Consider the following 20,897-nt stretch of genomic DNA (forward strand, 5'->3'; position numbering starts at 1 on the left):
GCGTCCAGGGTAGTCGCGCGCGCGGTCGGCCCGCGCCGTGTCGTGCACGTCACACCGTCTGCCGGGAAGATGGTTCAACGCTCAACCGTTGCCCCGGTCATGAGCACCGACACCCTGGCTCCCGCGAGCCTGCAGATCGACGAGACCACGGCCGACCGCCTCTTCCGCGAGGCGCGGACCACCGCGCAGTTCACCGACGCCGAGGTGACCGACGAGCAGCTCGCCGCGGTCTACGACCTCGTCAAGTGGGGCCCGACGGCCATGAACACCGTCCCGCTGCGCATCCTGGCCGTGCGCTCGCCCGAGGCCCGCGAGCGCCTCGTGGCGCACATGAACGACGGCAACAAGGAGCGCGTCGCGAACGCGCCGCTGTCGCTCGTCGTCGCGTACGACCCGGCGTTCCACGAGCACCTCGACACGCTGTTCCCGCACGTGCCCGGCATGCGCGACAACCTCCACGCCGTCCCCGAGGTGCGCGACGGCATGGCGCGCGACAACGCCCACATCCAGGCGGGCTACCTCGTCGTCGGCCTGCGCGCCGCCGGTCTCGCCGCGGGTCCGATGAACGGCATGGACCGCGACGCGATCGACGCCGAGTTCTTCGCCGAGAGCGGCTGGAAGTCGATGCTCGTCATCAACGTCGGCGTGGCCGACGGCGTCGGCACGCCCTACCCGCGCTCGCCGCGCCTCGCGCCCGAGCAGGCCATCGCGACCGTCTGACGCCCGCGGCCCCGCCGCGACCGCACGACCGCCGAGGCGACACCCCACCGGGGTGCCGCCTCGCGGCGTCTGCCCGTCCGGTCAGGTCGCGACGGGCCGTGCCGGGTCGTTCGACCACTGCGACCACGAGCCGGGGTAGAGCGCGGCCTCGACGCCGAGCGTCGCCAGGGCCGCGACCTCGTGCGCGGCGGTCACGCCCGAGCCGCAGTACACGCCCACGGCCGGGGGTACGTCGTCCGCGCCGTGCGGGACCCCCAGACCCGCGAACCGCGCGCGGAGCGCAGCCGCGTCCAGGAACGTCCCGTCGGCGGCGAGGTTGTCCGTGGTGGGCGCGCTCACCGCGCCGGGCACGTGGCCCGCGCGCGGGTCGACCGGCTCCACCTCGCCGCGGTAGCGCTCGCCCGCACGCGCGTCGAGCAGCACGCACGACGCCGCGAGGTCGGCCGCGTCGTCGGCGTCCAGGACGGGCATCCCGCCCGGCGTGACGACGACGTCGCCCGGCTCGGGTCGCACGTCGCCCGCGTCGAGCGCGTACCCCGCCGCCTCCCAGGCCGCGAGGCCGCCGTCGAGGATCCGCACGTCGTCGTGGCCGGCCCAGCGCAGCAGCCACCAGGCACGTGCCGCGGACGTGCCGCCGACGGCGTCGTAGACGACGACCGGCCGGTCCGCGCGCACCCCCCAGCGCCGCGCGGCGGCCTGGAGGTCGGCGGGGTCGGGCAGCGGGTGCCGCCCTGCGGCGGGCGACGGCGGCGCCGCGAGCTCGGTCTCGAGGTCGACGTAGACGGCGCCCGGGACGTGCCCCGCGCGGTGCTGCTCGCGCCCGTCGGTGACGCCGAGCGCCCACCGCACGTCGAGCACGACGGGCGGGCGGTCGCCCGCGAGCGCCTCGGCCAGTGCCGGGGCCTCGACGAGGACGCGTGAGCGTCGCACGGCGTCGGCCTCCGGCCCGTCACTGCCGGCGCTCGGCACTCGCGGCGCGGGCCCGCTCACGCGAGGACGCCGGTGTCGGGCGCCGTGCCGTAGTCCGGCGCGTCCGGCCCCTCAGGGCGCCCGGTCGTGCCGAGCTCCAGCCGCATCGTGTAGGCGTCGACGTCCTCGGGCTGGTAGTAGCGCTTGCGGATGCCGAGCTGCTCGAACCCGTACTTCGCGTAGAGCGCGAGAGCCGGGTCGTTGTCGACCCGCACCTCGAGCAGCACGGCGCTCGCGCCGAGCTCGCGCGAGCGTGCGACGAGCGCCTCCAGGAGCGCGGAGCCGACGCCCTGGTGCTGGAACGCCGGGTCGACGCCGAGGGTCATGACCTGGGTGACGTCGCCGTCGAACCACAGGCCCGCATAGCCGACGACGGGCTGCGGGCCGGCGGCGTAGAGCCGCACGGGCTCCGCGGCGACGTACCAGCGCCCGAGGCCCGCGAGCTCGTCCGCGAGCATCCCGTACGTCCAGGCGCCGCGCCCGAACAGCTCGCGCTCGAGCTCGACGACGCGGTCGAGGTCGGCGGCCTTGAGCGGGCGCAGGCGGATCTCGTAGCGGCGCGCGCTCATCGGGCGCCCTCCCGTGCAGGGCTCGGGACGGGCGCCGTGTCGCTCACGCGCTTGCGCGCGGCGGCCTCGTGGACGTCCGGGCGACGCAGGTACAGCGGCTCGGTCGGCTGGTCGGTCCCCGCGACCCGGCGCGCGATCGCGAGCCGCGCGAGGACGGCCGCGTCGGGGACCAGCGGCGCGTCGTCGGCGCCGTCGAGCGCGTCCGGGTAGAGCTCGGCGCCCTCCCCCACCACGACGGCGCCCGCGGCGTGCTCGGCGACGGCGATCGCCGGCCCGACCTCGGGCCCCGCGACCGTCTCGAGGACCGGCACGGCGTGCGGGCCCTCGTGCGCGACGACGCGGTAGCGCGCCCAGTACACCTCGCGGCGGCGGGCGTCGGTCGCGACGAGCAGCTCGTCGTCCGGCCCGAGGCCGAGGTCGCTCACGGCCTGCGCGGCGATCGCGTCGAGGCTCGGGACCCCGAGGACGGGGATGCCGAGCGCGAAGCCCAGCGTGCGCGCGGTGACGAGCCCGACCCGCAGTCCCGTGAAGGGCGCGGGCCCCGTGCCGACGGCGACGGCCGTGAGGTCGCTGCGGTCGACCCCGGCCTCGGCGAGCGCCTCCTCCACGAGCGGGGCGAGCGCCTCGGCGTGCCGGCGGCGCTCGGGGGCGTCGCGGCGGGCGAGACGGGCGCCGTCGTCGGAGACGACGGCGACGGTGACGGAGGCGGAGGTGTCGAGCGCGAGAACAGCCACGGCCCCCAGCCTACGGCCGGGACGGGGACTGTTCCCTCGCGAGCCCGCTACCGGGTCAGCGCGGCGACGTCCAGTCCCGACCAGCGCGACCCCACGCCGCGCACGGTCACGCGCCGCTCCCCCGCCTCGGGGGCGTCGTCGTCCGGGTCCTGCTCCGAGCCGACGCCTCCGCGCGGGCGCTCGAGCACGATCTCGAGACGGTCGCCCGCGAGCGCCTCGACGAGCCCGCTCCCCCACTCCACGACGGTCACCGACTCGTCCAGGCTCGAGTCGAGGTCGAGCGCGTCGACCTCGTCGAGCGACCCGAGGCGGTACGCGTCGACGTGCACGAGCGCCGGGCCGTCGCCGAGCGAGGGGTGCTCGCGCGCGACGATGAACGTCGGCGACGCGACCTGGCCGCGCACGCCGAGGCCGGCCCCGATGCCCTGCGTGAGCGTCGTCTTCCCGGCGCCGAGGTCGCCCGTGAGGATCACGAGGTCGCCCGCGCGCAGCACGCCCGCGAGGGCGCGGCCGAACGCGCGGGTGGCGTCGGCGTCGGGCAGCACGACGACGCCGCGCGCGCCGTCCGCGGCCGTCACGTCCCCGGGGCGCGCGACGGGGGTCGAGGGGGTCGGGTCGTCGCTCATGCGCGGACCGTCCTTTCCGTGCTGGGGTGCTGGCTCGGGTCGTGCGCGAGCAGCGCCCGCGCTCCGTCGTCGAGCACGTGGGTCCCCACGTGCTCGCGCGGCACGCGCGCGCCGAGGCGCGTCGTGATCTCGTAGCTGATGGTCCCGGCGGCCCGCGCCCAGTCCTCGGCGGTGGGGACGCCGTCGTGCTCGACGCCGTCGCCCGCGCCGAACAGCGTCACGACGTCGCCCGCGCGCTCGGTCGCGTCCGGGCCGAGGTCGAGCACGAGCTGGTCCATGCACACGCGTCCCGCGACGCGCAGGACCCGACCGCCGTCGCCGGGACGCGCGCCGACGAGGACCGGGCCGCCGGGCGCCCCCGCAGGGCCGCCGCCCGAGGCGTGCCGCGGGATCCCGTCGCCATAGCCGAGGGGTACGACGCCGAGCGTCGTGTCCTGCGGGGTCGTGTAGTGGTGCGAGTAGGAGACGCCGTGCCCGCCAGGCATGCACTTGACCGTGGCCAGCCGCGCCTCGAGCGTCATCGCGGGGCGCAGCCCGTACCGCGACGGCGGGCCGAGCTGCGGGACGGGCGTCATGCCCCACACCGCCAGGCCGGGTCGCACGAGGTCGTAGTGCGTGCGCGGCGCGGTCAGCGTCGCGGCCGAGTTCGCGAGGTGGCGCACCTCGGGGGCGACGCCCGCGCGCTCGGCGAGGCGGACCGCCTCGTCGAGGACGTCGGCCTGCGCGACGACGCTCGGGTGCCCCGGCTCGTCCGCGAACGCGAGGTGCGACCAGAGCCCGACGACGCGCACTGCGCCCTCGGACTGGGCGCGCGCGACGGCGTCGAGCACGTCGGGCAGGTCGGCGGGCATGATCCCGTTGCGGCCGAGGCCCGTGTCGACCGCGAGGTGCACGCGCGCGGTCCGGCCCGCGGCGCGTGCGGCGGCGACCACCTCGTCGACCGCCCAGCGCGCGGCGAGCGAGACGTCGATGTCCGCGTCCACGAGCGCGCGCAGCGGGGCGCCGGGCGGGTAGAGCCACGTGAGCACGCGAGCGCGGTCCGGCCCGATCCCGGCGGCGCGCAGCGCGAGCGCCTCGCTCGGCTGCGCGGTGCCGAGCCACGTCGCGCCGCCCGCGAGCGCCCCGAGCGCGCTCGCCACGAGGCCGTGCCCGTAGGCGTCTGCCTTGACCACGGCCATGACCTGGGCCGACGGCGCGTGCCCGACGAGGGCGCGGACGTTGTCCCGGATCGCCGCCAGGTCGACGACGGCGCGGGCCGGGTAGGCGAACGGGTCAGGGGCGCCGGCGGGTGTGCCGGCCGGGGTCGTGCGCTGGGTGTCGCTCACGGTCGTCGATTCTCTCACCCGCGCCCCGGCGGGCGGCGCCCCGCCGGGGCGACGGTCCGGTGGGTCTCGTCGGCGAGCGCCCCCGCTGCCGCCGTCACCAGGCGCTGAGCGTCCGGTCGGTCTCGAAGCGGCGCTCGCGGCCCGTGAGCGGGTCGACGAACGCGAGCGAGCGCGACACGAGCTGGAGCGGGCGGGTGTAGTCGTCGGGCGCGACGTCGTACGGCTCGGGGTAGAAGTTGTCGTGCACGATCGGCACGCCGAGGCGCGCCATGTGCAGCCGGAGCTGGTGCGTCCTGCCGCTGTGCGGCTCCAGCCGGTAGCGCGCGAGGCCACGGGCCGCGTCGGCCTCGATCACGTCGACGCGGCTCTCCGCGTTCGGCTCGCCGTCGACCTCCTCGGCGCGCATGACGCCGCGCCGCTTGACGATGCGGCTGCGCACGACGGCCGGCAGCTCGAGCGCCGGGTCCCACGGCGCGACCGCCTCGTACGTCTTGCGCACCTCGCGGCGCGCGAAGAGCTCCTGGTACGCGCCGCGCACCTGCGGGCGCAGCGTGAGCAGCAGGACACCGGCGGTCACGCGGTCGAGGCGGTGCGCGGGGCTGAGGTCGGGCAGGTCGAGGTCGCGGCGCAGCCGCACGAGCACCGACCGCGCCACGTACGCGCCGCGCGGGATCGTCGCGAGGAAGTGCGGCTTGTCGACGACGAGCAGGTCCCGGTCGCGGTGCAGCACGCGGACCTCGAACGGCACCTCGGGCTCCACGGGCGGGTCCCGGTAGAGGAACACGAAGCCGCGCGGCTCGTACGGCGTGGTCGCGTCGACCGGCCGGCCGCGTCCGTCGACGACCTCGCCCGCCGCGACCTTCTCGGCCAGGCGCGCGACGTCGTCCGGGAAGCGGTGGCGCACGTAGTCGAGCGTGCGCGGGTACCGCGCGACGCTCTCGGCGTCGTGCGGCAGCACGAGGCGCGTCGGGTTGAGGCCGTCGCGCACGGGGAGGGGGACCACGCCCACCACGGTACCGGCGTGGTCCGCGCGCTCAGCGCGCGGCGAGCAGCTCCGCGACGACCGCGGGGACCGCGTCGGCGACGTCGAGCGCCGCGACGGGGCCACCCGGGTTCGCGCGCTCCGCCGCGAGACCGTGCACGACGGCGGCCGCGGCAGCGAGCTCCGCGGCCAGCCCCGGCTCCCGGACGACCCGCGCGGCGTGCGCCGCCAGCACGGTGCCGAGGATCCCGGCGAGCACGTCGCCGGCTCCTGCGGTCGCGAGCCACGCCGGGGCGTCGGCCTGGGACCACGAGCCGTCGGGCCCGACGACGACCGTCGCCGACCCCTTGAGCAGCACCGTCGCACCGGTGGCCTCGTGCGCGCGCCGCGCCCACCGCAACGGCTCGGCCTCGACGTCGTCGCGCGTCGCGTCGTCGCCGCGCGCCCGCAGCAACGTCGCGAGCTCCCCCGCGTGCGGGGTGAGGACCACGGACGGCCGGCAGCGGTCGGGCAGCAGGGACAGCGCGCCCGCGTCGACCACCACGGGCACCCGCTCCCCCGCGACGTCCGCGGAGAGCTCTCCCGTGGCCGCCGCGAGCGCGTACCGGATCCGCTCGTGCTGGCCGCCGTCGTCCACGGGGTCGTCGTCCGGGCCGGGGACGGCCGGGACCCCGGGCCCCAGCACCCAGGACTGCACGCGGCCCGCGGCGGGCACCACCTCGGGCCTGGCCGCGAGGACCGCGCGCGTGGCGTCGTCGGGACCGCGGTAGCGGACCATGCCCGGTCCGGTCCGGACCGCCGCGGTCGCGACGAGCACCGCGGCGCCCGGGAAGGTCGGCGTGCCCGCGACGACGCCGACGACGCCGCGCGTGTACTTGTGGTCGGTCGGCCCGGGCACGGGCCAGAGGGCGGCGACGTCCGCGGGCTCGAGCCTCCGCACGAGAGGGGCCGGGGCGCGGCCGTCCCCGCCGGGTGCGCCGAGGCGCAGCCCGATGTCCACGACCGCGCCGTGCCCGGCGAGGTGCGTCGCGGGCGGCAGCAGGAGCCCGGGCTTGGCCGCGCCGAACGTCACCGTGCGGTCGGCCCGGAGCACCGGGCCGGGCACCGTGCCGTCGTGGACGCCGACGCCGCTCGGCGCGTCGACCGCGACGACCCACGGCCGCCGCCGCGCTCCCCGGCCGCCGGTCGCGGCCGCGGTCTGCTCGTCGTCCACGTCGAGCACCGCGGTGAGGCGACGCACGAGGTCCGCCGCGACGCCTCGCAGCGCGCCGCGAGCGCCGATGCCGACGAGGCCGTCCAGCACGACGTCGGCGCGCACCACCTGGGCGGCCACGCGATCGGCGACGTGGGGATCGAGGTGGTCGTGGGGCCGGTCGGGCCGCGTCGCGTCGTCGGGACTGCCGACGAGCACCTCGACGCGCCCGCCCGCGTCGCGGAGCGCCGCGAGACCTCCCGCGTGCGCGTGCTCGCCCGTCAGGACGGCCAGCACCTCGACGCCCCGGCGCGCGAGGTACGCGCCCGCGTGGAGCGTGTCCCCGCCGTTGTTGCCCGACCCCACGAGCAGGACCGCCCGGGCGCCCGTCACGCGCCCGTCCCGACGACCGCCGTCGGGCAGGGCGACCGACCGCCGTCGGGCGAGGTCGCGCGCGACGACGGTCGCGAGGGCGAAGGAGGCACGCTCCATGAGCGGGACGCCCGCGGCGAGCAGCGGCTCCTCGGCGGCGCGCACGTCGGCGACGGACCAGGCTTCGATCATGTCCTCATCCTGCCCACCGCGCGGGCTCGTCGCCCGCCCGGCGGCGACGGTCGGCCTGGCGAGGCCGCCCGAGCGGTGAGACGAGGGCCGCGGGCGCGCTGCGGGCGCCGACGACCCGCATAGGGTGACGACCATGCGATTCGGACTCTTCATCCCGCAGGGCTGGCGCTACGACCTCGTCGACGTCGCGCCCGAGGACCACTGGAAGACGATGCTCTCCCTGCTCCACTACGCCGACAACGCCGCGGCGGGCGAGCCCCTGCCGGGCGGCGAGTTCGCGTGGGACGGCGTGTGGGTCTACGACCACTTCCACACGACCCCGACCCCGAGCACCGAGGCGACGCACGAGGCGTGGACGCTCATGGCGGCGTTCGCCGCGGCGTCCCAGCGCGTGCGCCTCGGCCAGATGTGCACGTGCATGGCGTACCGCGAGCCGACGTACCTCGCGAAGGTCGCCGCGACCGTCGACCACGTGTCCGGAGGCCGGCTCGAGATGGGCATCGGCGCCGGCTGGTACGAGCACGAGTGGCGCGCGTACGGGTACGGGTTCCCGAGCGCGGGCGAGCGCCTGCGCGCGCTCGACGAGGGCGTCCAGATCATGGCGCGCATGTGGCGCACGGGGTCGTCCGGCACGTTCGAGGGCGAGCGCTACCAGGTCGACGGCGCGCTCTGCTACCCGCAGCCGTTGCAGCAGGTCGTCGTGGACGGCGAGGGCGCCCGGCCGAGCATCCCGCTGTGGATCGCGGGCGGCGGCGAGAAGAAGACCCTGCGCATCGCGGCCCGGCACGCCCAGTACACGAACTTCGACGGCTCGCCGGAAGGTTTCGCGCACAAGTCCGCGGTGCTCGAGCAGCACTGCCGCGACCTCGGCCGCGACTTCGGCGAGATCACCCGCTCCGCCAACTACAACGTCGTCATCGGCGAGACCGAGCGGGACGTCGCGGACCGGCTCGACCGGATCGAGGAGCACGCGCGCCGGTACTTCCCCGAGAAGGCCGACGACAACGTCGCGTCGTGGCGAGGCGGTCCGCTCGTCGGCACGCCGGAGCAGATCGTCGAGACGCTCACGGGGCTGCGGGACCAGGGCCTCGGCTACGCGATCGGCTACTTCCCGTTCGCCGCGACCGACCGCGACCAGCTCGAGCTCTTCCAGCGCCAGGTCATCCCGGCCCTCCAATCCTGACCCCCCAACCGGCGCCGAACATGGGGTTATGGCCCGTCAGGACGACCTGACGGGCCACAACCCCATGCTCGACCGGCGACAACCGCATTGTCGTCGTCATCGGTGGAGGGCCGCGCGGACCGCGCGCCCAATCGTCCCGACGTCCCGACCGGTGAAGCGCAGGACGTCGATCCGGCCCGTCGCGACGAGCGTGTTCTGTCGGGCCCGGTCGGCGAACACCGCGTGCGGGGTGCTGTGGACGTCCTGACCGTCCAGCTCGGCGACGAGCCACCGGCCGTCGCGGTAGCGCCACGCCATGTCGCCCCGCGCGACGACCCGTCCGTCGTGGTCGTGGACCGGAAGCTGCAGCACGTGCGGCGGCACGCCCTCGTCGACGCAGTCGAGCCGGGCGAACGACTCGAGCGGTGACTCGGCCCGCGCGTCGGCGATCTCCCACAACGTGTGGCGGCTCGCGACACCGCGTCTCCCGCGCGCGTGCTCGTGCGCGCGACGCAACCCGTCGGCGTCCGTGAGGCCCTGGTGGAGGGCGGAATCGAGCACGGCGAGGCCGTTCGCGCGCGGGAGCTCGGGGACTGCCTGCGCGAGCGCCCAGTCGAGCGTCGCGACCGGCCGGCCGCCGATCTCGGTGACGGTCATGCCCGCGTCGAACTGCCGCAGCGCGATCCCGTCGCGGTCGAGCCGGTTGCGCCCGCGAGGGACCGCCGCCTCGGGCCGGACCGTCGTCGGCAGCCCTCGGACGCCGTGCAGGACGAGCGCGCACGACCCGACCGCCACCGCGTCGTCCCCGAAGGCGAGCAGGCCCGCCCAGGCTGCCCGGACGCGGAGCTCGTCCCACGACCGGCCGGCGAGCGGGACGGCGCCGACGTCGTAGACGCCACGGGTCACGCGCGCGAGGGTTCCCCGGCGCGTCCGGCCCGCGACCTCCTTGTCGCTCAGGCCGTGCTCCCGGCACTGGGCGATGGAGACGAGACCACCCTGGCCCGCGGCCACGGCGAGCAGGGTCTCAGGAACCTCGGCACGACGCACGAGCGCCACCTCACCGCACTGGGCCCTTCGCCGTCGTCGAGCTGAGGTCGGCTGTGGACGGTGACCGCGACCACCGGGCCTGTGGACGGCGACGCCACGCGCCGAACATGGCGATGGCGCCCGCCCACCATGCGGTTCTGGCCCGTCCTGGCCCGCGGACGGGCGGCAACCGCATGCTCGGCGGACGGCGGGCTCAGCCCTCGGCGACGACCATGGCCGACGCGATGCCGGCGTCGTGCGAGATGCTCAGGTGCCAGGCGGTGATGCCGAGCGCGTCCGCGCGCGCCGCGACCGTGCCAGTGATCTCGACCTCGGGCGGCCCGCCGACGACGCGGTGCACCGTCGCGTCGTGCCAGCGCATGCCTCCGGGTGCGCCGAGCGCCTTGGCGATGGCTTCCTTGGCGGCGAACCGCGCGGCGAGGGACGCGGGCGGCAGGTCGCGCTCGGCGGCCGTGAACAGCTTCTCGCGCAGCCGGGGCGTGCGCTCGAGGGTCTCCATGAACCGCGCGACGTCCACGACGTCGATCCCCACGCCCTTGATCATGCGCCCACCCTAAGACGGACCGACCTCCCGCCGAGCATGTGGTTGTGGCCCGTCCGCAGGTCCGGACGGGCCACAACCACATGCTCGGCGGGTGAGGGGGTTACTCGACCGTCACCGACTTCGCGAGGTTGCGGGGCTGGTCGACGTCGAGGCCCTTGGCCGTCGCGAGCGCCATCGCGAAGATCTGCAGCGGCACGACGGCCAGCAGCGGCGAGAGCAGCGTGGGCGACTCCGGGATCCAGAAGATCTCGTCCGCGTAGGGTCGCACGGCGTCGTCCCCGTCCTCGGCGATGACCAGCGTCCGCGCCCCGCGCGCCCGGATCTCCTGGATGTTCGAGATGACCTTCGAGTGCAGGCCCTCGCGGCCCTTCGGCGACGGCACGACGACGAACACCGGCTGGCCCTCGTCGATGAGCGCGATCGGCCCGTGCTTGAGCTCGCCCGCCGCGAAGCCCTCGGCGTGGATGTACGCGAGCTCCTTGAGCTTGAGCGCGCCCTCGAGCGCGACGGGGAACCCGACGTGCCGGCCGAGGAACAGCACGGAGGACGCGTCCTTCATCGACCGGGCGGTCGCGCGCACGTACTCGCCGCGCTCGATCACCGTCTGGATCTTGCGCGGCATGTCGCGCAGGTCCTCGAGGATCGCCGAGATCTCGTCGGGGAACTTGTTGCCGCGCAGCTGCGCGAGGTAGAGGCCGAGGAGGTACGCGGCCGTGATCTGCGACAGGAACGCCTTGGTCGACGCGACCGCGATCTCCGGCCCGGCGTGCGTGTAGAGCACGGCGTCGGACTCGCGCGGGATCGTCGACCCGTGCGTGTTGACGATCGAGATCACCTTGGCGCCCTGCTCGCGCGCGTGGCGCACCGCCATGAGCGTGTCCATCGTCTCGCCCGACTGCGTCACCGCCACGACGAGCGTCTTCTCGTCGACGATCGGGTCGCGGTAGCGGAACTCGTGCGCGAGCTCGACCTCGACCGGGATACGGCACCAGTGCTCGATCGCGTACTTGGCGACGTGGCCCGAGTACGCGGCCGTGCCGCACGCGACGACGATGATCTTGTCGACCGACCGGAGCACGGCCTCGTCGATGCGCACGTCGTCGAGCACGAGCTTGCCCGACGGGTCCGTGCGACCGAGCAGGGTGTCCGCGACGGCGTGCGGCTGGTCGTGGATCTCCTTGTCCATGAAGGACGAGAAGCCGCCCTTCTCCGCGGCGGCCGCGTCCCAGTCGACGGTGTAGCGCTTGGCCTCGGCCGGGTTCCCGTCGAAGTCGGTCACCTCGACGGACGTCGGGGTGATCGTGACGATCTGGTCCTGCCCGAGCTCGAGCGCCTCCTTGGTGTGGGAGATGAACGCCGCGACGTCGGAGCCGAGGAAGTTCTCCCCCTCGCCGAGCCCGACGACGAGCGGCGAGTCGTGCCGCGCGCCCACCACGGTGTCCGGCGAGTCGGCGTGGACGGCGAGCAGCGTGAACGTGCCCTCGAGCCGCCGCGCGACCTGCCCCATCGCGAGCGTGAGGTCCTTGGTCTCGCGGTACGCGCGGGCCAGGAGCTGGGCCGCGACCTCGGTGTCCGTCTCCGACCGGAACCGCACGCCCTCGGCGAGCAGCTCGGACTTGAGCGTCGCGAAGTTCTCGACGATCCCGTTGTGGATGACCGCGAGGCGGTCGTCGTCCGCGAGGTGCGGGTGGGCGTTGGTGTCCGTCGGTCCGCCGTGCGTGGCCCAGCGCGTGTGGCCGATCGACGCGGTCGCCGCAGGGAGCGGGTGCAGGTCGATCTCGTCGACGAGGTTCGCGAGCTTGCCCGACTTCTTGGCGAACGCGACGGCGTCGATCCCGGGCGCGACGAGCGCGACCCCGGCCGAGTCGTAGCCGCGGTACTCGAGCCTGCCGAGTCCTTCGAGAGCGACGTCGAGGGGTCGCCCCGAGGCCTCTCCGACCATGGTTCCAGGGCCTACGTAGCCCACGATTCCGCACATGGTGATCGAGTCTAGCCACGGACCCCCGCCACTCCGGAGCCGCACGATCCCGCGGTTTTTCGTCAGGCCCGCTGCCAAAACCCCCCTCCGCGGGCGTACCGCGCCAGGTGCCGCGAGGCTGGACGTCGTGCCCACCGTACGGATCGGCCTCTCGGGATGGCGGTACGCGGGCTGGCGCGGCCCGTTCTACCCGGTCGGCCTGCCCCAGCGCCGTGAGCTCGAGCACGTCGCGTCCGCGTTCCCCGCGGTCGAGCTCAACGGGTCGTTCTACTCCCTCCAGCGCCCGACGTCGTTCGTCGCGTGGCGCGAGCAGACGCCCGAGGGGTTTACGTTCGCGGTCAAGGGCCCGCGCTTCGTCACCCACATGAAGCGGTTGCGGGACGTGCGCACACCGCTCGCCAACTTCTTCGCGAGCGGCGTGCTCGCCCTCGGCGACCGGCTCGGGCCCGTGCTGTGGCAGCTCCCGGCGCGCACGACCTTCGACGCCGCGCTGCTCGACGAGTTCCTCGCCCTCCTGCCCCGGACGACGGCCGAGGCCGCCCGGCTCGCCCGCGACCACGACGACCGCCTCCGCGCGCCCGCCTGGACCGAGGTCGACGCCGACCGGCCGCTGGTCCACGCGCTCGAGCCGCGCCACGAGTCCTTCGCGGGCACCGAGGCGCTCGACCTGCTGCGACGGCACGGCGTGGCCTTCGCGATCTCGGACGGCGCGGGCCAGTGGCCGCTCGTCGAGGCCGTCACGAGCGACCTCGTGTACGTGCGGCTCCACGGCGACCGCACGCTGTACACGAGCGGCTACCGGCCGCACGTCCTCGACGCGTGGGCCGAGCGCGTCCGGGACTGGCACGCGGCGGGCCACGAGGTCGAGGTCTACTTCGACAACGACGGTGACGCCCACGCCCCGGCCGACGCGCTCGCCCTCATGACGCGGCTGCCCGACCTCGCGATCCCCGGTCCGGGCCCCGCGGTCGAGCCCGCGCCGCGCCGTCGTCGTGCCGCGCGCCCGGGGCACGCGGCGGGGGGCGGTGCGCGCTGAGTGCCACCCGCGGAGGTCGCGGGACGGCTGAGCAGGGGTTCCGCAGGTGCGTCCGGGGTGGGGCGGTGGCGCCGTCGGGGCGGCCGGTCGGGGCGCCGAAGGCCCCCGTGCACCGGCACCGCCGCGGATCCGGCAGAATCGGGCGGGTGTCCTCCCCCGTCGACGACCCGTCCGACCTCCTGCCGGCCCATCTCGCGGCACCGTCGTCCTCGCCGTACGTCGATCTCGACCGTGCGGTCTGGAGCCGCCTGTCGGAGTCGACGCCGCTCCCCCTGACGGACGACGACGTCACCCGCCTGCGCGGGCTCGGTGACCCCATCGACCTCGCGGAGGTCGACGCCGTCTACCGCCCGCTGTCGCGCCTGCTCAACCTCTACGTGACCGCGACGTCGGGGCTCCACGAGGCGACTTCGACGTTCCTGCGGGAGGAGACCGGCAACACCCCGTACGTCATCGGGGTCGCGGGGTCGGTCGCCGTGGGCAAGTCCACGACGGCGCGCGTCCTGCGCGAGATGCTCGCCCGCTGGCCCGAGACGCCGCGCGTGGAGCTCATCACGACCGACGGCTTCCTCTACCCCAACGCCGAGCTCGCGCGCCGTGGCCTCATGGACCGCAAGGGCTTCCCCGAGTCCTACGACCGCCGCGCGCTCATCCGGTTCCTGTCCCGGGTCAAGGCCGGGCACGCCGAGGTACGGGCGCCCGTGTACGACCACCTCACCTACGACATCGTTCCGGGCGCGGAGGCCGTCGTGCGCAAGCCCGACGTGCTCGTCGTCGAGGGGCTCAACGTCCTCCAGCCGGCCCGGCCGAGCGCGCACGACGAGTCGACCGTCGCGGTGTCCGACTTCTTCGACTTCTCGATCTACGTCGACGCGCGCACCCGCAACATCCGGCAGTGGTACGTCGACCGGTTCCTCGCGCTGCGTCGTACGGCGTTCGCGCGACCCGAGTCGTACTTTCGCCGCTACGCCGACCTCACGGACGAGGAGGCGGTCGAGAAGGCGAAGTCGATCTGGGACGCGATCAACGCCCCGAACCTCGAGCAGAACATCCTGCCGACGCGGGGACGTGCGACGCTCGTCCTCACCAAGGGAGCGGACCACTCGGTCCAGCGGGTCCGCCTGCGCAAGCTCTGAGACCGCTCGCGGACCGCCGACCGTCGACCGACGGCCCCCGGTTCAGGACGCCCGCGTCGTGCCCGACGACGTCCCGCCCGCGCTCCCGGACGGCGTCGTCCCCGGGGCCCCGGACGCCACTCCCCCGTCGACGCCGGTCCCTCGGGCGTCCGCCGCGTCCGCGCTCGTGCCCCGCGACGCCGGGTCACCGCTCGCCGACGCCTCGGGCACCGGGACCACCGCCGGGAGCTCGCCCCGGCGCCGTGCCCGCATCATGAGCACACGGTCGATGACGAAGCCGGTGGCCACCCCGAGGACGACGCCGACGACCATCGCGAGGAGCGGCTCGTGGCCCAGCCACTGGGCGGCGACGAGACCGATGAGGACCGAGTACACCGCCCACGTGACGGCGGCGATCCCCGAGAACGCCATGAAGCGACGGCGCGGGTAGCCGACGGCCCCGGCCGTCATGTTCACCGCGACGCGCCCGACGGGGATGTAGCGCGCGGCCAGGATGAACGACGCCCCGCGGTGCGCGAGGGCCCGCTCCGCCCACGCCACGGCCTTGCGGCCGCGCGGGGTGCGCAGGATGCGGACGCGGTCGGTGCCGATGGCGCGGCCGATCGCGAACGCGATCTGGTCTCCGGTCCACGCCCCGGCCGCGGCCACGAGGAGCACGAGCAGCAGGTTCGGCTCGCCGGTCGCGTGCGCGGACACGGCGAGCGTGATGACGACGGACTCGCTCGGGATGGGCGGGAAGAACCCGTCGATCGTCGCGAAGCCGAACAGCGCGGGATAGATCCACGCGGACGCCGCGAGGGCGAGAATCCAGGTCTCCAGATTCTCCAGGAAGGTCGACACGGCGTCGGGCAACGGCGTCCTCGTTCGTCGGCTGGCGGGGAGGCCAGGCTGGCGGCGGCGGCAGGTCGGGCGTCCTGCGCCACGACAAGCCTACGGAGCGCGACGACGTCGACCATCAGGGAAACCCCCGGTTCGCCCCTGAGGATTCCCGCCCGGCAGCGCCGCGCCCGGTGACGAGTCTTCCGTGCCGCGGCCGACGACGCGTCATCCCGACGAACGACATCCGGCGGACCACGGGTACGTCGTGAGGACCAGGGCCGTCCACCTGCTCAGGGGTCGCGCCGGCGCGGCCGTGACGTCCCCCGCAGCGGCTGAGCGGTGCTCGGGTCCTGCGGCCACGCGTGCTTGGGGTAGCGACCGCGCAGCTCGGCACGCACCTGCGGGTAGCCCTGCACCCAGAACGAGGCCAGGTCCGCCGTGACCGCGGCCGGGCGACCCGCCGGGGAGAGCAGGTGCAGCAGCACGGGCACGCGACCGTCCGCGACGCGCGGCGTGCTCGCCCAGCCGAACGTCTCCTGGAGCCGGACCGCGAGCACGGGCTGGTCCTGGTCGTAGCGCACCGCGACGCGCGACCCGCTCGGCACCTCGAGCCGCTCGGGCGCGAGCGCGTCGAGGCGGGCCGCCTCCGGCCACGGCAGCAGGCGGCGCAGCGCGTCCGCGAGGTCCGGGCGCTCCCCTCGCGCGACGGCGGGGACGTCGGGGCCCAGCCAGTCGTCCAGGCCCTCCAGGAGCGCGTCGTCGCCGACGTCGGGCCACGGGTCCCCCAGGACGCCGTGCAGGAACCGCAGGCGGTCGCGCAGCCGGACCGCGCCGTCGGACCACGGGAGGCTCGCGAGACCGTCCCGGCACAGCCCGTCGCGCACCGCCGTCGCCAGGAGGTCCGCGGGCGGGTCGCGCCACGGCTCGCGCGCGAGCTCGATCGCGCCGAGCGCGGTCACCCGGGCGGCGCGTACGCGCCCGCCCGACCACTCGGCCACACCGGTCGACCGCAGCTCGGGCGCCGCGGCGGCCCGCGCCGTCTCCTCGTCGACGGGCGCGGCGGACCGCACGACGGCGTCCGCCCGGCCCGCCGCGCGATCCACGTCCGCGACCGCGAGCCACGGCGAACCCTGCAGCGGCGACCCCGGCGGCAGTCGTGCGCCGGCGCCCGAGACCAGGAGGTACGTCTCGCCGCCCGGGCGCAGGCGGGCCAGCCGGTCCGGGTGCGCGAGCGCGACGACGTGCCCGACGGCGGCGTCCTCGGCCGGCCGGAGGCGCGCGTCCGCGCGCGCTCCCTCGACGGGGACGCCGTCGTCGGCCGCGGCGGCCCGCGCGACGCGCTCGAGCCGGTCCCGCTGCGCGGCCCACGTTCCCGAGCCGGGACCGCCGCGGCGCAGCGCGCGCAGCGCCGCCGTCAGGTCCGCCCCCGGCACGCGCACCTCCTCCGACAGCAGCGCCACGACCTCCGCGGCGAGACGCGCGCCGACCTCGGGGACGGCGTCGAGCAGCGCCCGTGCGCGGCGCGGGTCGGCCGGGACGGCGGCGATCCGGCGTCCGAGCGGTGTCACCCCGTCCGCCCCGACCGCCCCCAGCCCGTGCAGCACGTCGCGCGCCGCGGCCCAGGAGGCCGCCGGCGGTGGGTCCAGCAGCGCGAGCCCCACCGCGTCCGGACTTCCCCAGCACGCCAGCTCGAGCGCGAACCCGGTGAGGTCCGCCGTGCGGATCTCCGGCTCCGGGTGTCGCGCGAGCCGCGCGTGGTCGCCCTCCGACCAGCACCGGTACACCGCCCCCGGGCCCTCGCGCCCGGCCCGGCCCGCACGCTGCTCGGCGCCCGCCCGGCTCACCGCGACGGTCACGAGGCCGGGGAGTCCCCGGCGCACGTCCGTGCGCGGCTCGCGCGCGAGCCCGGCGTCCACGACGACCCGCACGCCCGGCACGGTGAGCGACGACTCCGCGACCGCCGTCGAGACCACGACCCGCCGCCGCGGCCCCGGCTCGAGCGCCCGGTCCTGCTCCCGCGGCGACAGGCGGCCGTGCAGCGGACGCACCTCGACGTCCGACAGCCCCCGGACGAGAAGGCTCGACACCGTGTCCACCTCGCGCGCGCCCGGGACGAACACGAGGACGTCGCCCGTCCGCTCGCGCAGCGCGCGGTGCGTGGTGGCGACCACGTGCTCGAGCAGCGCGGGCGACGTCCCCCGGGCATCCGTGCGAGGGCCGCGCCCGGGGCACCAGACGACGTCGACCGGGTGGAGCCCGCCCTCGACGGCGACGACGGGCACAGCACGTGACCCCGTGCCGAGCGCCTCCGCCGTCCGCCCGGCCTCGACGGTCGCGGACATCGCCACGAGCGCGAGGTCGTCGCGCAGGTTCTCGCGCACGTCCGCCAGGAGCGCGAGCGCGAGGTCGTCCTCGAGGTGGCGCTCGTGCACCTCGTCGAGCACGACGGCCGCCACGCCCGGCAGCTCGGGGTCGCGCTGGAGCCGGCGCACGAGCGTGCCCGTCGTGACGACCTCGACGCGGGTGCGTCCTGACGTCCGCGACTCGCCCCGCACGGTGTAGCCGACGGTCCCGCCCAGGTCCTCGCCGAGCAGCGTCGCGAGCCGACGCGCCGCCGCCCGCGCCGCGAGCCTCCGCGGCTGGGTCACGACGACGCGGCTGTCCTGGGCGACGTCCAGGGCCACGGCGAGGGCCGGCGGCACGAGCGTCGTCTTGCCCGTGCCGGGAGGCGCCTGCACGACGACGGCCCCCTCCGCGTGCACGGCGGCGACCACCTCCGCGAGGTGGTGCCCCACCGGGAGGTCGGGCGGCGCGGCGAGCAGTCGGGTGAGCGGGTCCACCCCCGTAGTGTCGCGGCTAGCGCGGGCCGCCCGGGAGCCGCGCGACCCCGAGCGTGGACGAGAGCGTGCGCAGGTCGGCCGCGTCGACGTAGAGCTCGCCGCGCAGGTGGTCGGTCTCGTGCTGGACGATGCGGGCCGGCCAACCGGTCAGCACGTCGTCGAACGCCTCGCCCGTCTCGTCCTGCCCGGTGAGGCGCACCGAGCGGGCGCGCGTCCGCTCGGCCTGCCAGCCGTGCACGGAGAGGCAGCCCTCGAAGAACGTCCTCGTGTCCTCGCCGACGACCTCGTACCGGGGGTTGACGAGCACCCGGAAGGCGAGCGGCGGGCGCTCGCGCTCGTCGTCGGCGTCGGGGACGCCCGGGTCCTCGACGACGGCGACCGCCAGGCCGATCCCGACCTGCGGCGCCGCGAGCCCCACCCCGGGTGCCGCGTGCATCGTCGCGCGCATCGCGTCGAGGAAGCGCGGCAGCACGTCGCCGAGCTGCCCGGCGTAGGGCACGGCCGGCGTGCGCAGCACGGGGTGGCCGGCCTGGACGATCGGCAGCACGCCGTCGTCGTACGTGTCGAGGAGCGCGAGCACGTGCTCGCGCAGCGCCTCGTCGACCCCCTGCCGCACGCCCGCCCCCTGTCGCCCCGCCGTCCGTCCCGTCGCGCTCACAGCGCCAGCCGGTCCCGCACGACGCCTGCGAGCCGTGCGGCGACCGCGTCGGCCTGCTGCTGCGTCGCGGCCTCCACCATGACACGCACGAGCGGTTCGGTGCCCGACGGGCGCAGCAGCACGCGGCCCGTCTCGCCGAGGGTCCGCTCCGCCTCGGCGACGGCGGCGAGCAGCGCCTCGTCGCTCGACGCGCGCGCCTTGTCCACGCCGGAGACGTTGAGGAGCGTCTGCGGGAGGCGCTGCACGACGCTCGCCAGGTCGGCGAGCTTCTGGCCCGTCGCCCGGACGCGTGCCGCGAGCTGGAGGGCCGTGAGCACGCCGTCCCCGGTGGTCGCGTAGCGCGACAGCACGATGTGCCCCGACTGCTCGCCCCCGAGCCCGTACCCGTGGGCCCGCATCTCCTCGAGGACGTACCGGTCGCCGACCGCCGTCTGGACGGTGGTGATGCCCGCGTCGCGCATCGCGAGCAGGAGGCCGAGGTTGCTCATGACCGTCACGACGAGCGTGTCGTGCGGGAGCTCGCCCTCGTCCTTGAGCGCGAGCGCGAGGACACCCATGATCTGGTCGCCGTCGACGACGGTACCGCCGTGGTCGACCGCGATGCAGCGGTCGGCGTCGCCGTCGAACGCGACGCCGAAGTCCGCCTCGGACGCCACGACGACGGCCTGGAGCTGCTCCGGATGGTTCGAGCCGCACGCGGCGTTGATGTTGCGGCCGTCGGGGCTCGCGTTGATGACCACGACGTCCGCGCCGGCCGCACGCAGCGCCGCGGGGCCGACGTCGCTCGCCGCGCCGTTCGCGCAGTCGACCGCGATGCGCAGGCCGGCGAGCGGCTTGTGGTCCTCGTCGGCCCCGATGCTCGCCATGAGGTGCTCGACGTAGGCGCCGCCCGCGCGACCACGGTCGGGCGAGATGCGTCCGACCGCACCGTGCGTCGGCCGCTGCCACTCCTGCCCGAGCAGGCTCTCGATCCGGTCCTCGACCGCGTCGTCGAGCTTGACCCCGCCGCGCGCGAGGAACTTGATCCCGTTGTCCTGCATCGGGTTGTGCGACGCGGAGATCACGACGCCGAAGTCGACGTCCATGGTGCTCGCCAGGTACGCGACGGCCGGCGTCGGCAGCACGCCCACGTCCTTCACGTCGACGCCCGCGCTCGCGAGCCCGGCGATGAGCGCCGCGCCCAGGAACTCGCCCGACACCCGCGTGTCCCGCCCCACGACCGCGCGCGGGCGGTGTCCCTCCTCCTGGCCGCTCGCGAGCACCCGCGCCGCCGCGACGCCGAGGTCGAGCGCGAGCTCGCCCGTCACGTTGCCGTTCGCCAGCCCGCGCACCCCGTCGGTGCCGAAAAGCCGTCCCATGGAAAGTCCTTCCTCGACCGGCCGTACGTCGACCGTACGACCGCCTGCCCCCGCCCGCCGTCGGCGAGCCTTGGTCACCGCTCCTCACAAACGCCGTCGGCCCCGGTGGACCAGGTCCACCGGGGCCGACGAGCGCACGGCGCGGATCAGCGCTTGGAGTACTGCGGTGCCTTACGGGCCTTCTTGAGACCGGCCTTCTTGCGCTCGACGACGCGGGCGTCGCGAGTGAGGAAGCCGGCCTTCTTCAGCGCGGGGCGGTTGTGCTCGGCGTCGATCGCGTTGAGCGCACGCGCGATGCCGAGGCGCAGCGCACCGGCCTGGCCGGAGGTGCCGCCGCCGCTGATGCGGGCGACGACGTCGAAGCGACCCTCGACGTCGACCAGCTTCAGCGGGGAGTTCACGAGCTGCTGGTGAACCTTGTTCGGGAAGTAGTCCTCGAGCGAGCGCCCGTTGATCTTCCACTGCCCGGTCCCGGGGACGAGGCGCACGCGCGCCACGGCCTCCTTGCGGCGGCCCAGGGCCTGGCCGGGGGCGGTGATGCTCTGGCCGCGGCCCGTGGGGGCCGCGGACTCGGAGGTGTAGGTGCTGGGCGTCTCGTCGCCCAGGGTGTCGGTGTCGACGGTGGTCTCGGCCACGGG

The 20,897-nt window shown here is 75.8% G+C and carries 19 protein-coding genes; 4 read left to right on the top strand and 15 right to left on the bottom strand.

What is annotated here, in order from left to right:
- Positions 1-99 precede the first annotated feature (99 nt).
- The gene (locus JN535_RS17620) at positions 100-720 is read left to right on the top strand and encodes a malonic semialdehyde reductase (RefSeq protein ID WP_240201387.1); all 621 of its coding nucleotides are present in this window, start codon (positions 100-102) and stop codon (positions 718-720) included.
- 81 nt (positions 721-801) lie between these two features.
- Here JN535_RS17620 and JN535_RS17625 read toward each other — a convergent pair whose 3' ends face one another.
- The 7 genes from JN535_RS17625 to JN535_RS17655 form a co-directional block, all read right to left on the bottom strand.
- Positions 802-1,650, bottom strand: a complete 849-nt coding sequence (locus JN535_RS17625) for a sulfurtransferase (protein ID WP_205207144.1) — start codon at positions 1,648-1,650, stop codon at positions 802-804.
- Positions 1,651-1,706: 56 nt separating this feature from the next.
- Positions 1,707-2,258, bottom strand: coding sequence for a ribosomal protein S18-alanine N-acetyltransferase (gene rimI, locus JN535_RS17630; protein WP_205207146.1), 552 nt, complete (start codon positions 2,256-2,258; stop codon positions 1,707-1,709).
- A complete protein-coding gene (gene tsaB, locus JN535_RS17635) occupies positions 2,255-2,992 on the bottom strand; it encodes a tRNA (adenosine(37)-N6)-threonylcarbamoyltransferase complex dimerization subunit type 1 TsaB (protein ID WP_205207147.1) in 738 nt (245 codons plus the stop codon). Before tsaB ends, rimI begins: the two co-directional genes overlap by 4 nt.
- Before the next feature lie 47 nt (positions 2,993-3,039).
- Complete coding sequence (tsaE, locus tag JN535_RS17640; protein WP_205207148.1) at positions 3,040-3,618, bottom strand: tRNA (adenosine(37)-N6)-threonylcarbamoyltransferase complex ATPase subunit type 1 TsaE; 579 nt, start codon at positions 3,616-3,618, stop codon at positions 3,040-3,042.
- A complete protein-coding gene (gene alr, locus JN535_RS17645; RefSeq protein ID WP_205207149.1) occupies positions 3,615-4,943 on the bottom strand; it encodes an alanine racemase in 1,329 nt (442 codons plus the stop codon). The genes tsaE and alr overlap by 4 nt, the downstream gene beginning before the upstream one ends.
- Positions 4,944-5,037: 94 nt before the next feature.
- Positions 5,038-5,946 carry a pseudouridine synthase gene (locus JN535_RS17650; RefSeq protein WP_307868914.1) on the bottom strand — a complete coding sequence of 303 codons (909 nt, stop codon included), beginning with the start codon at positions 5,944-5,946 and terminating at the stop codon, positions 5,038-5,040.
- Positions 5,947-5,977: 31 nt separating this feature from the next.
- On the bottom strand, positions 5,978-7,681 hold the full coding sequence (locus tag JN535_RS17655) for a bifunctional ADP-dependent NAD(P)H-hydrate dehydratase/NAD(P)H-hydrate epimerase (RefSeq protein ID WP_205207150.1): 1,704 nt from the start codon (positions 7,679-7,681) through the stop codon (positions 5,978-5,980).
- Positions 7,682-7,814: 133 nt separating this feature from the next.
- On the opposite strand from JN535_RS17655, the gene JN535_RS17660 reads away from it, so the two are divergent.
- Entirely contained in the window at positions 7,815-8,864 is a 1,050-nt protein-coding gene (locus JN535_RS17660; protein ID WP_205207151.1) for an LLM class F420-dependent oxidoreductase, read from the top strand.
- A 96-nt stretch (positions 8,865-8,960) separates the two neighbouring features.
- On the opposite strand, the gene JN535_RS17665 is transcribed toward JN535_RS17660, so the two are convergent.
- The 3 genes from JN535_RS17665 to glmS form a co-directional block, all read right to left on the bottom strand.
- Entirely contained in the window at positions 8,961-9,890 is a 930-nt protein-coding gene (locus JN535_RS17665) for a type IV toxin-antitoxin system AbiEi family antitoxin domain-containing protein (RefSeq protein WP_205207152.1), read from the bottom strand.
- Positions 9,891-10,083: 193 nt separating this feature from the next.
- Positions 10,084-10,434, bottom strand: a complete 351-nt coding sequence (locus JN535_RS17670; RefSeq protein WP_205207153.1) for a holo-ACP synthase — start codon at positions 10,432-10,434, stop codon at positions 10,084-10,086.
- A 100-nt stretch (positions 10,435-10,534) separates the two neighbouring features.
- Positions 10,535-12,412 (bottom strand): glutamine--fructose-6-phosphate transaminase (isomerizing), encoded by a 1,878-nt coding sequence (gene glmS / locus JN535_RS17675; RefSeq protein WP_205207154.1) that lies wholly within the window; start codon positions 12,410-12,412, stop codon positions 10,535-10,537.
- 127 nt (positions 12,413-12,539) lie between these two features.
- Between glmS and JN535_RS17680 the strand changes: the two genes are divergently transcribed.
- Together JN535_RS17680 and coaA are read left to right on the top strand one after the other, a co-directional pair.
- Positions 12,540-13,448 (top strand): DUF72 domain-containing protein, encoded by a 909-nt coding sequence (locus JN535_RS17680; protein WP_307868917.1) that lies wholly within the window; start codon positions 12,540-12,542, stop codon positions 13,446-13,448.
- A gap of 146 nt (positions 13,449-13,594) precedes the next feature.
- Complete coding sequence (coaA, locus tag JN535_RS17685; protein WP_205207156.1) at positions 13,595-14,584, top strand: type I pantothenate kinase; 990 nt, start codon at positions 13,595-13,597, stop codon at positions 14,582-14,584.
- A gap of 42 nt (positions 14,585-14,626) precedes the next feature.
- On the opposite strand, the gene JN535_RS17690 is transcribed toward coaA, so the two are convergent.
- The 5 genes from JN535_RS17690 to rpsI form a co-directional block, all read right to left on the bottom strand.
- Positions 14,627-15,436, bottom strand: coding sequence for a DedA family protein (locus tag JN535_RS17690; protein ID WP_205207157.1), 810 nt, complete (start codon positions 15,434-15,436; stop codon positions 14,627-14,629).
- Between the two features lie 257 nt (positions 15,437-15,693).
- Positions 15,694-18,243, bottom strand: coding sequence for an ATP-dependent helicase HrpB (gene hrpB, locus JN535_RS17695; protein ID WP_205207158.1), 2,550 nt, complete (start codon positions 18,241-18,243; stop codon positions 15,694-15,696).
- A gap of 16 nt (positions 18,244-18,259) precedes the next feature.
- A complete protein-coding gene (locus JN535_RS17700; protein ID WP_205207159.1) occupies positions 18,260-18,859 on the bottom strand; it encodes a peptide deformylase in 600 nt (199 codons plus the stop codon).
- 38 nt (positions 18,860-18,897) lie between these two features.
- Entirely contained in the window at positions 18,898-20,259 is a 1,362-nt protein-coding gene (glmM, locus tag JN535_RS17705) for a phosphoglucosamine mutase (protein ID WP_205207160.1), read from the bottom strand.
- A 146-nt stretch (positions 20,260-20,405) separates the two neighbouring features.
- Positions 20,406-20,894, bottom strand: coding sequence for a 30S ribosomal protein S9 (gene rpsI, locus JN535_RS17710; RefSeq protein ID WP_047234563.1), 489 nt, complete (start codon positions 20,892-20,894; stop codon positions 20,406-20,408).
- Between the last annotated feature and the right edge of the window lie 3 nt (positions 20,895-20,897).

Source organism: Cellulosimicrobium cellulans (genome assembly GCF_016921195.1).
GTDB classification, from domain to species: domain Bacteria; phylum Actinomycetota; class Actinomycetes; order Actinomycetales; family Cellulomonadaceae; genus Cellulosimicrobium; species Cellulosimicrobium cellulans_F.

What these genes read in the sequence shown, in the direction of transcription:
- JN535_RS17620 (WP_240201387.1), top strand. Translation starts at nt 100, where the DNA reads ATGAGCACCGACACCCTGGCTCCCGCGAGCCTGCAGATCGACGAGACC.
- glmS (WP_205207154.1), bottom strand. Translation starts at nt 12,412, where the DNA reads ATGTGCGGAATCGTGGGCTACGTAGGCCCTGGAACCATGGTCGGAGAG.
- glmM (WP_205207160.1), bottom strand. Translation starts at nt 20,259, where the DNA reads ATGGGACGGCTTTTCGGCACCGACGGGGTGCGCGGGCTGGCGAACGGC.
- JN535_RS17670 (WP_205207153.1), bottom strand. Translation starts at nt 10,434, where the DNA reads ATGATCAAGGGCGTGGGGATCGACGTCGTGGACGTCGCGCGGTTCATG.
- rimI (WP_205207146.1), bottom strand. Translation starts at nt 2,258, where the DNA reads ATGAGCGCGCGCCGCTACGAGATCCGCCTGCGCCCGCTCAAGGCCGCC.
- tsaE (WP_205207148.1), bottom strand. Translation starts at nt 3,618, where the DNA reads ATGAGCGACGACCCGACCCCCTCGACCCCCGTCGCGCGCCCCGGGGAC.
- JN535_RS17655 (WP_205207150.1), bottom strand. Translation starts at nt 7,681, where the DNA reads ATGATCGAAGCCTGGTCCGTCGCCGACGTGCGCGCCGCCGAGGAGCCG.
- JN535_RS17660 (WP_205207151.1), top strand. Translation starts at nt 7,815, where the DNA reads ATGCGATTCGGACTCTTCATCCCGCAGGGCTGGCGCTACGACCTCGTC.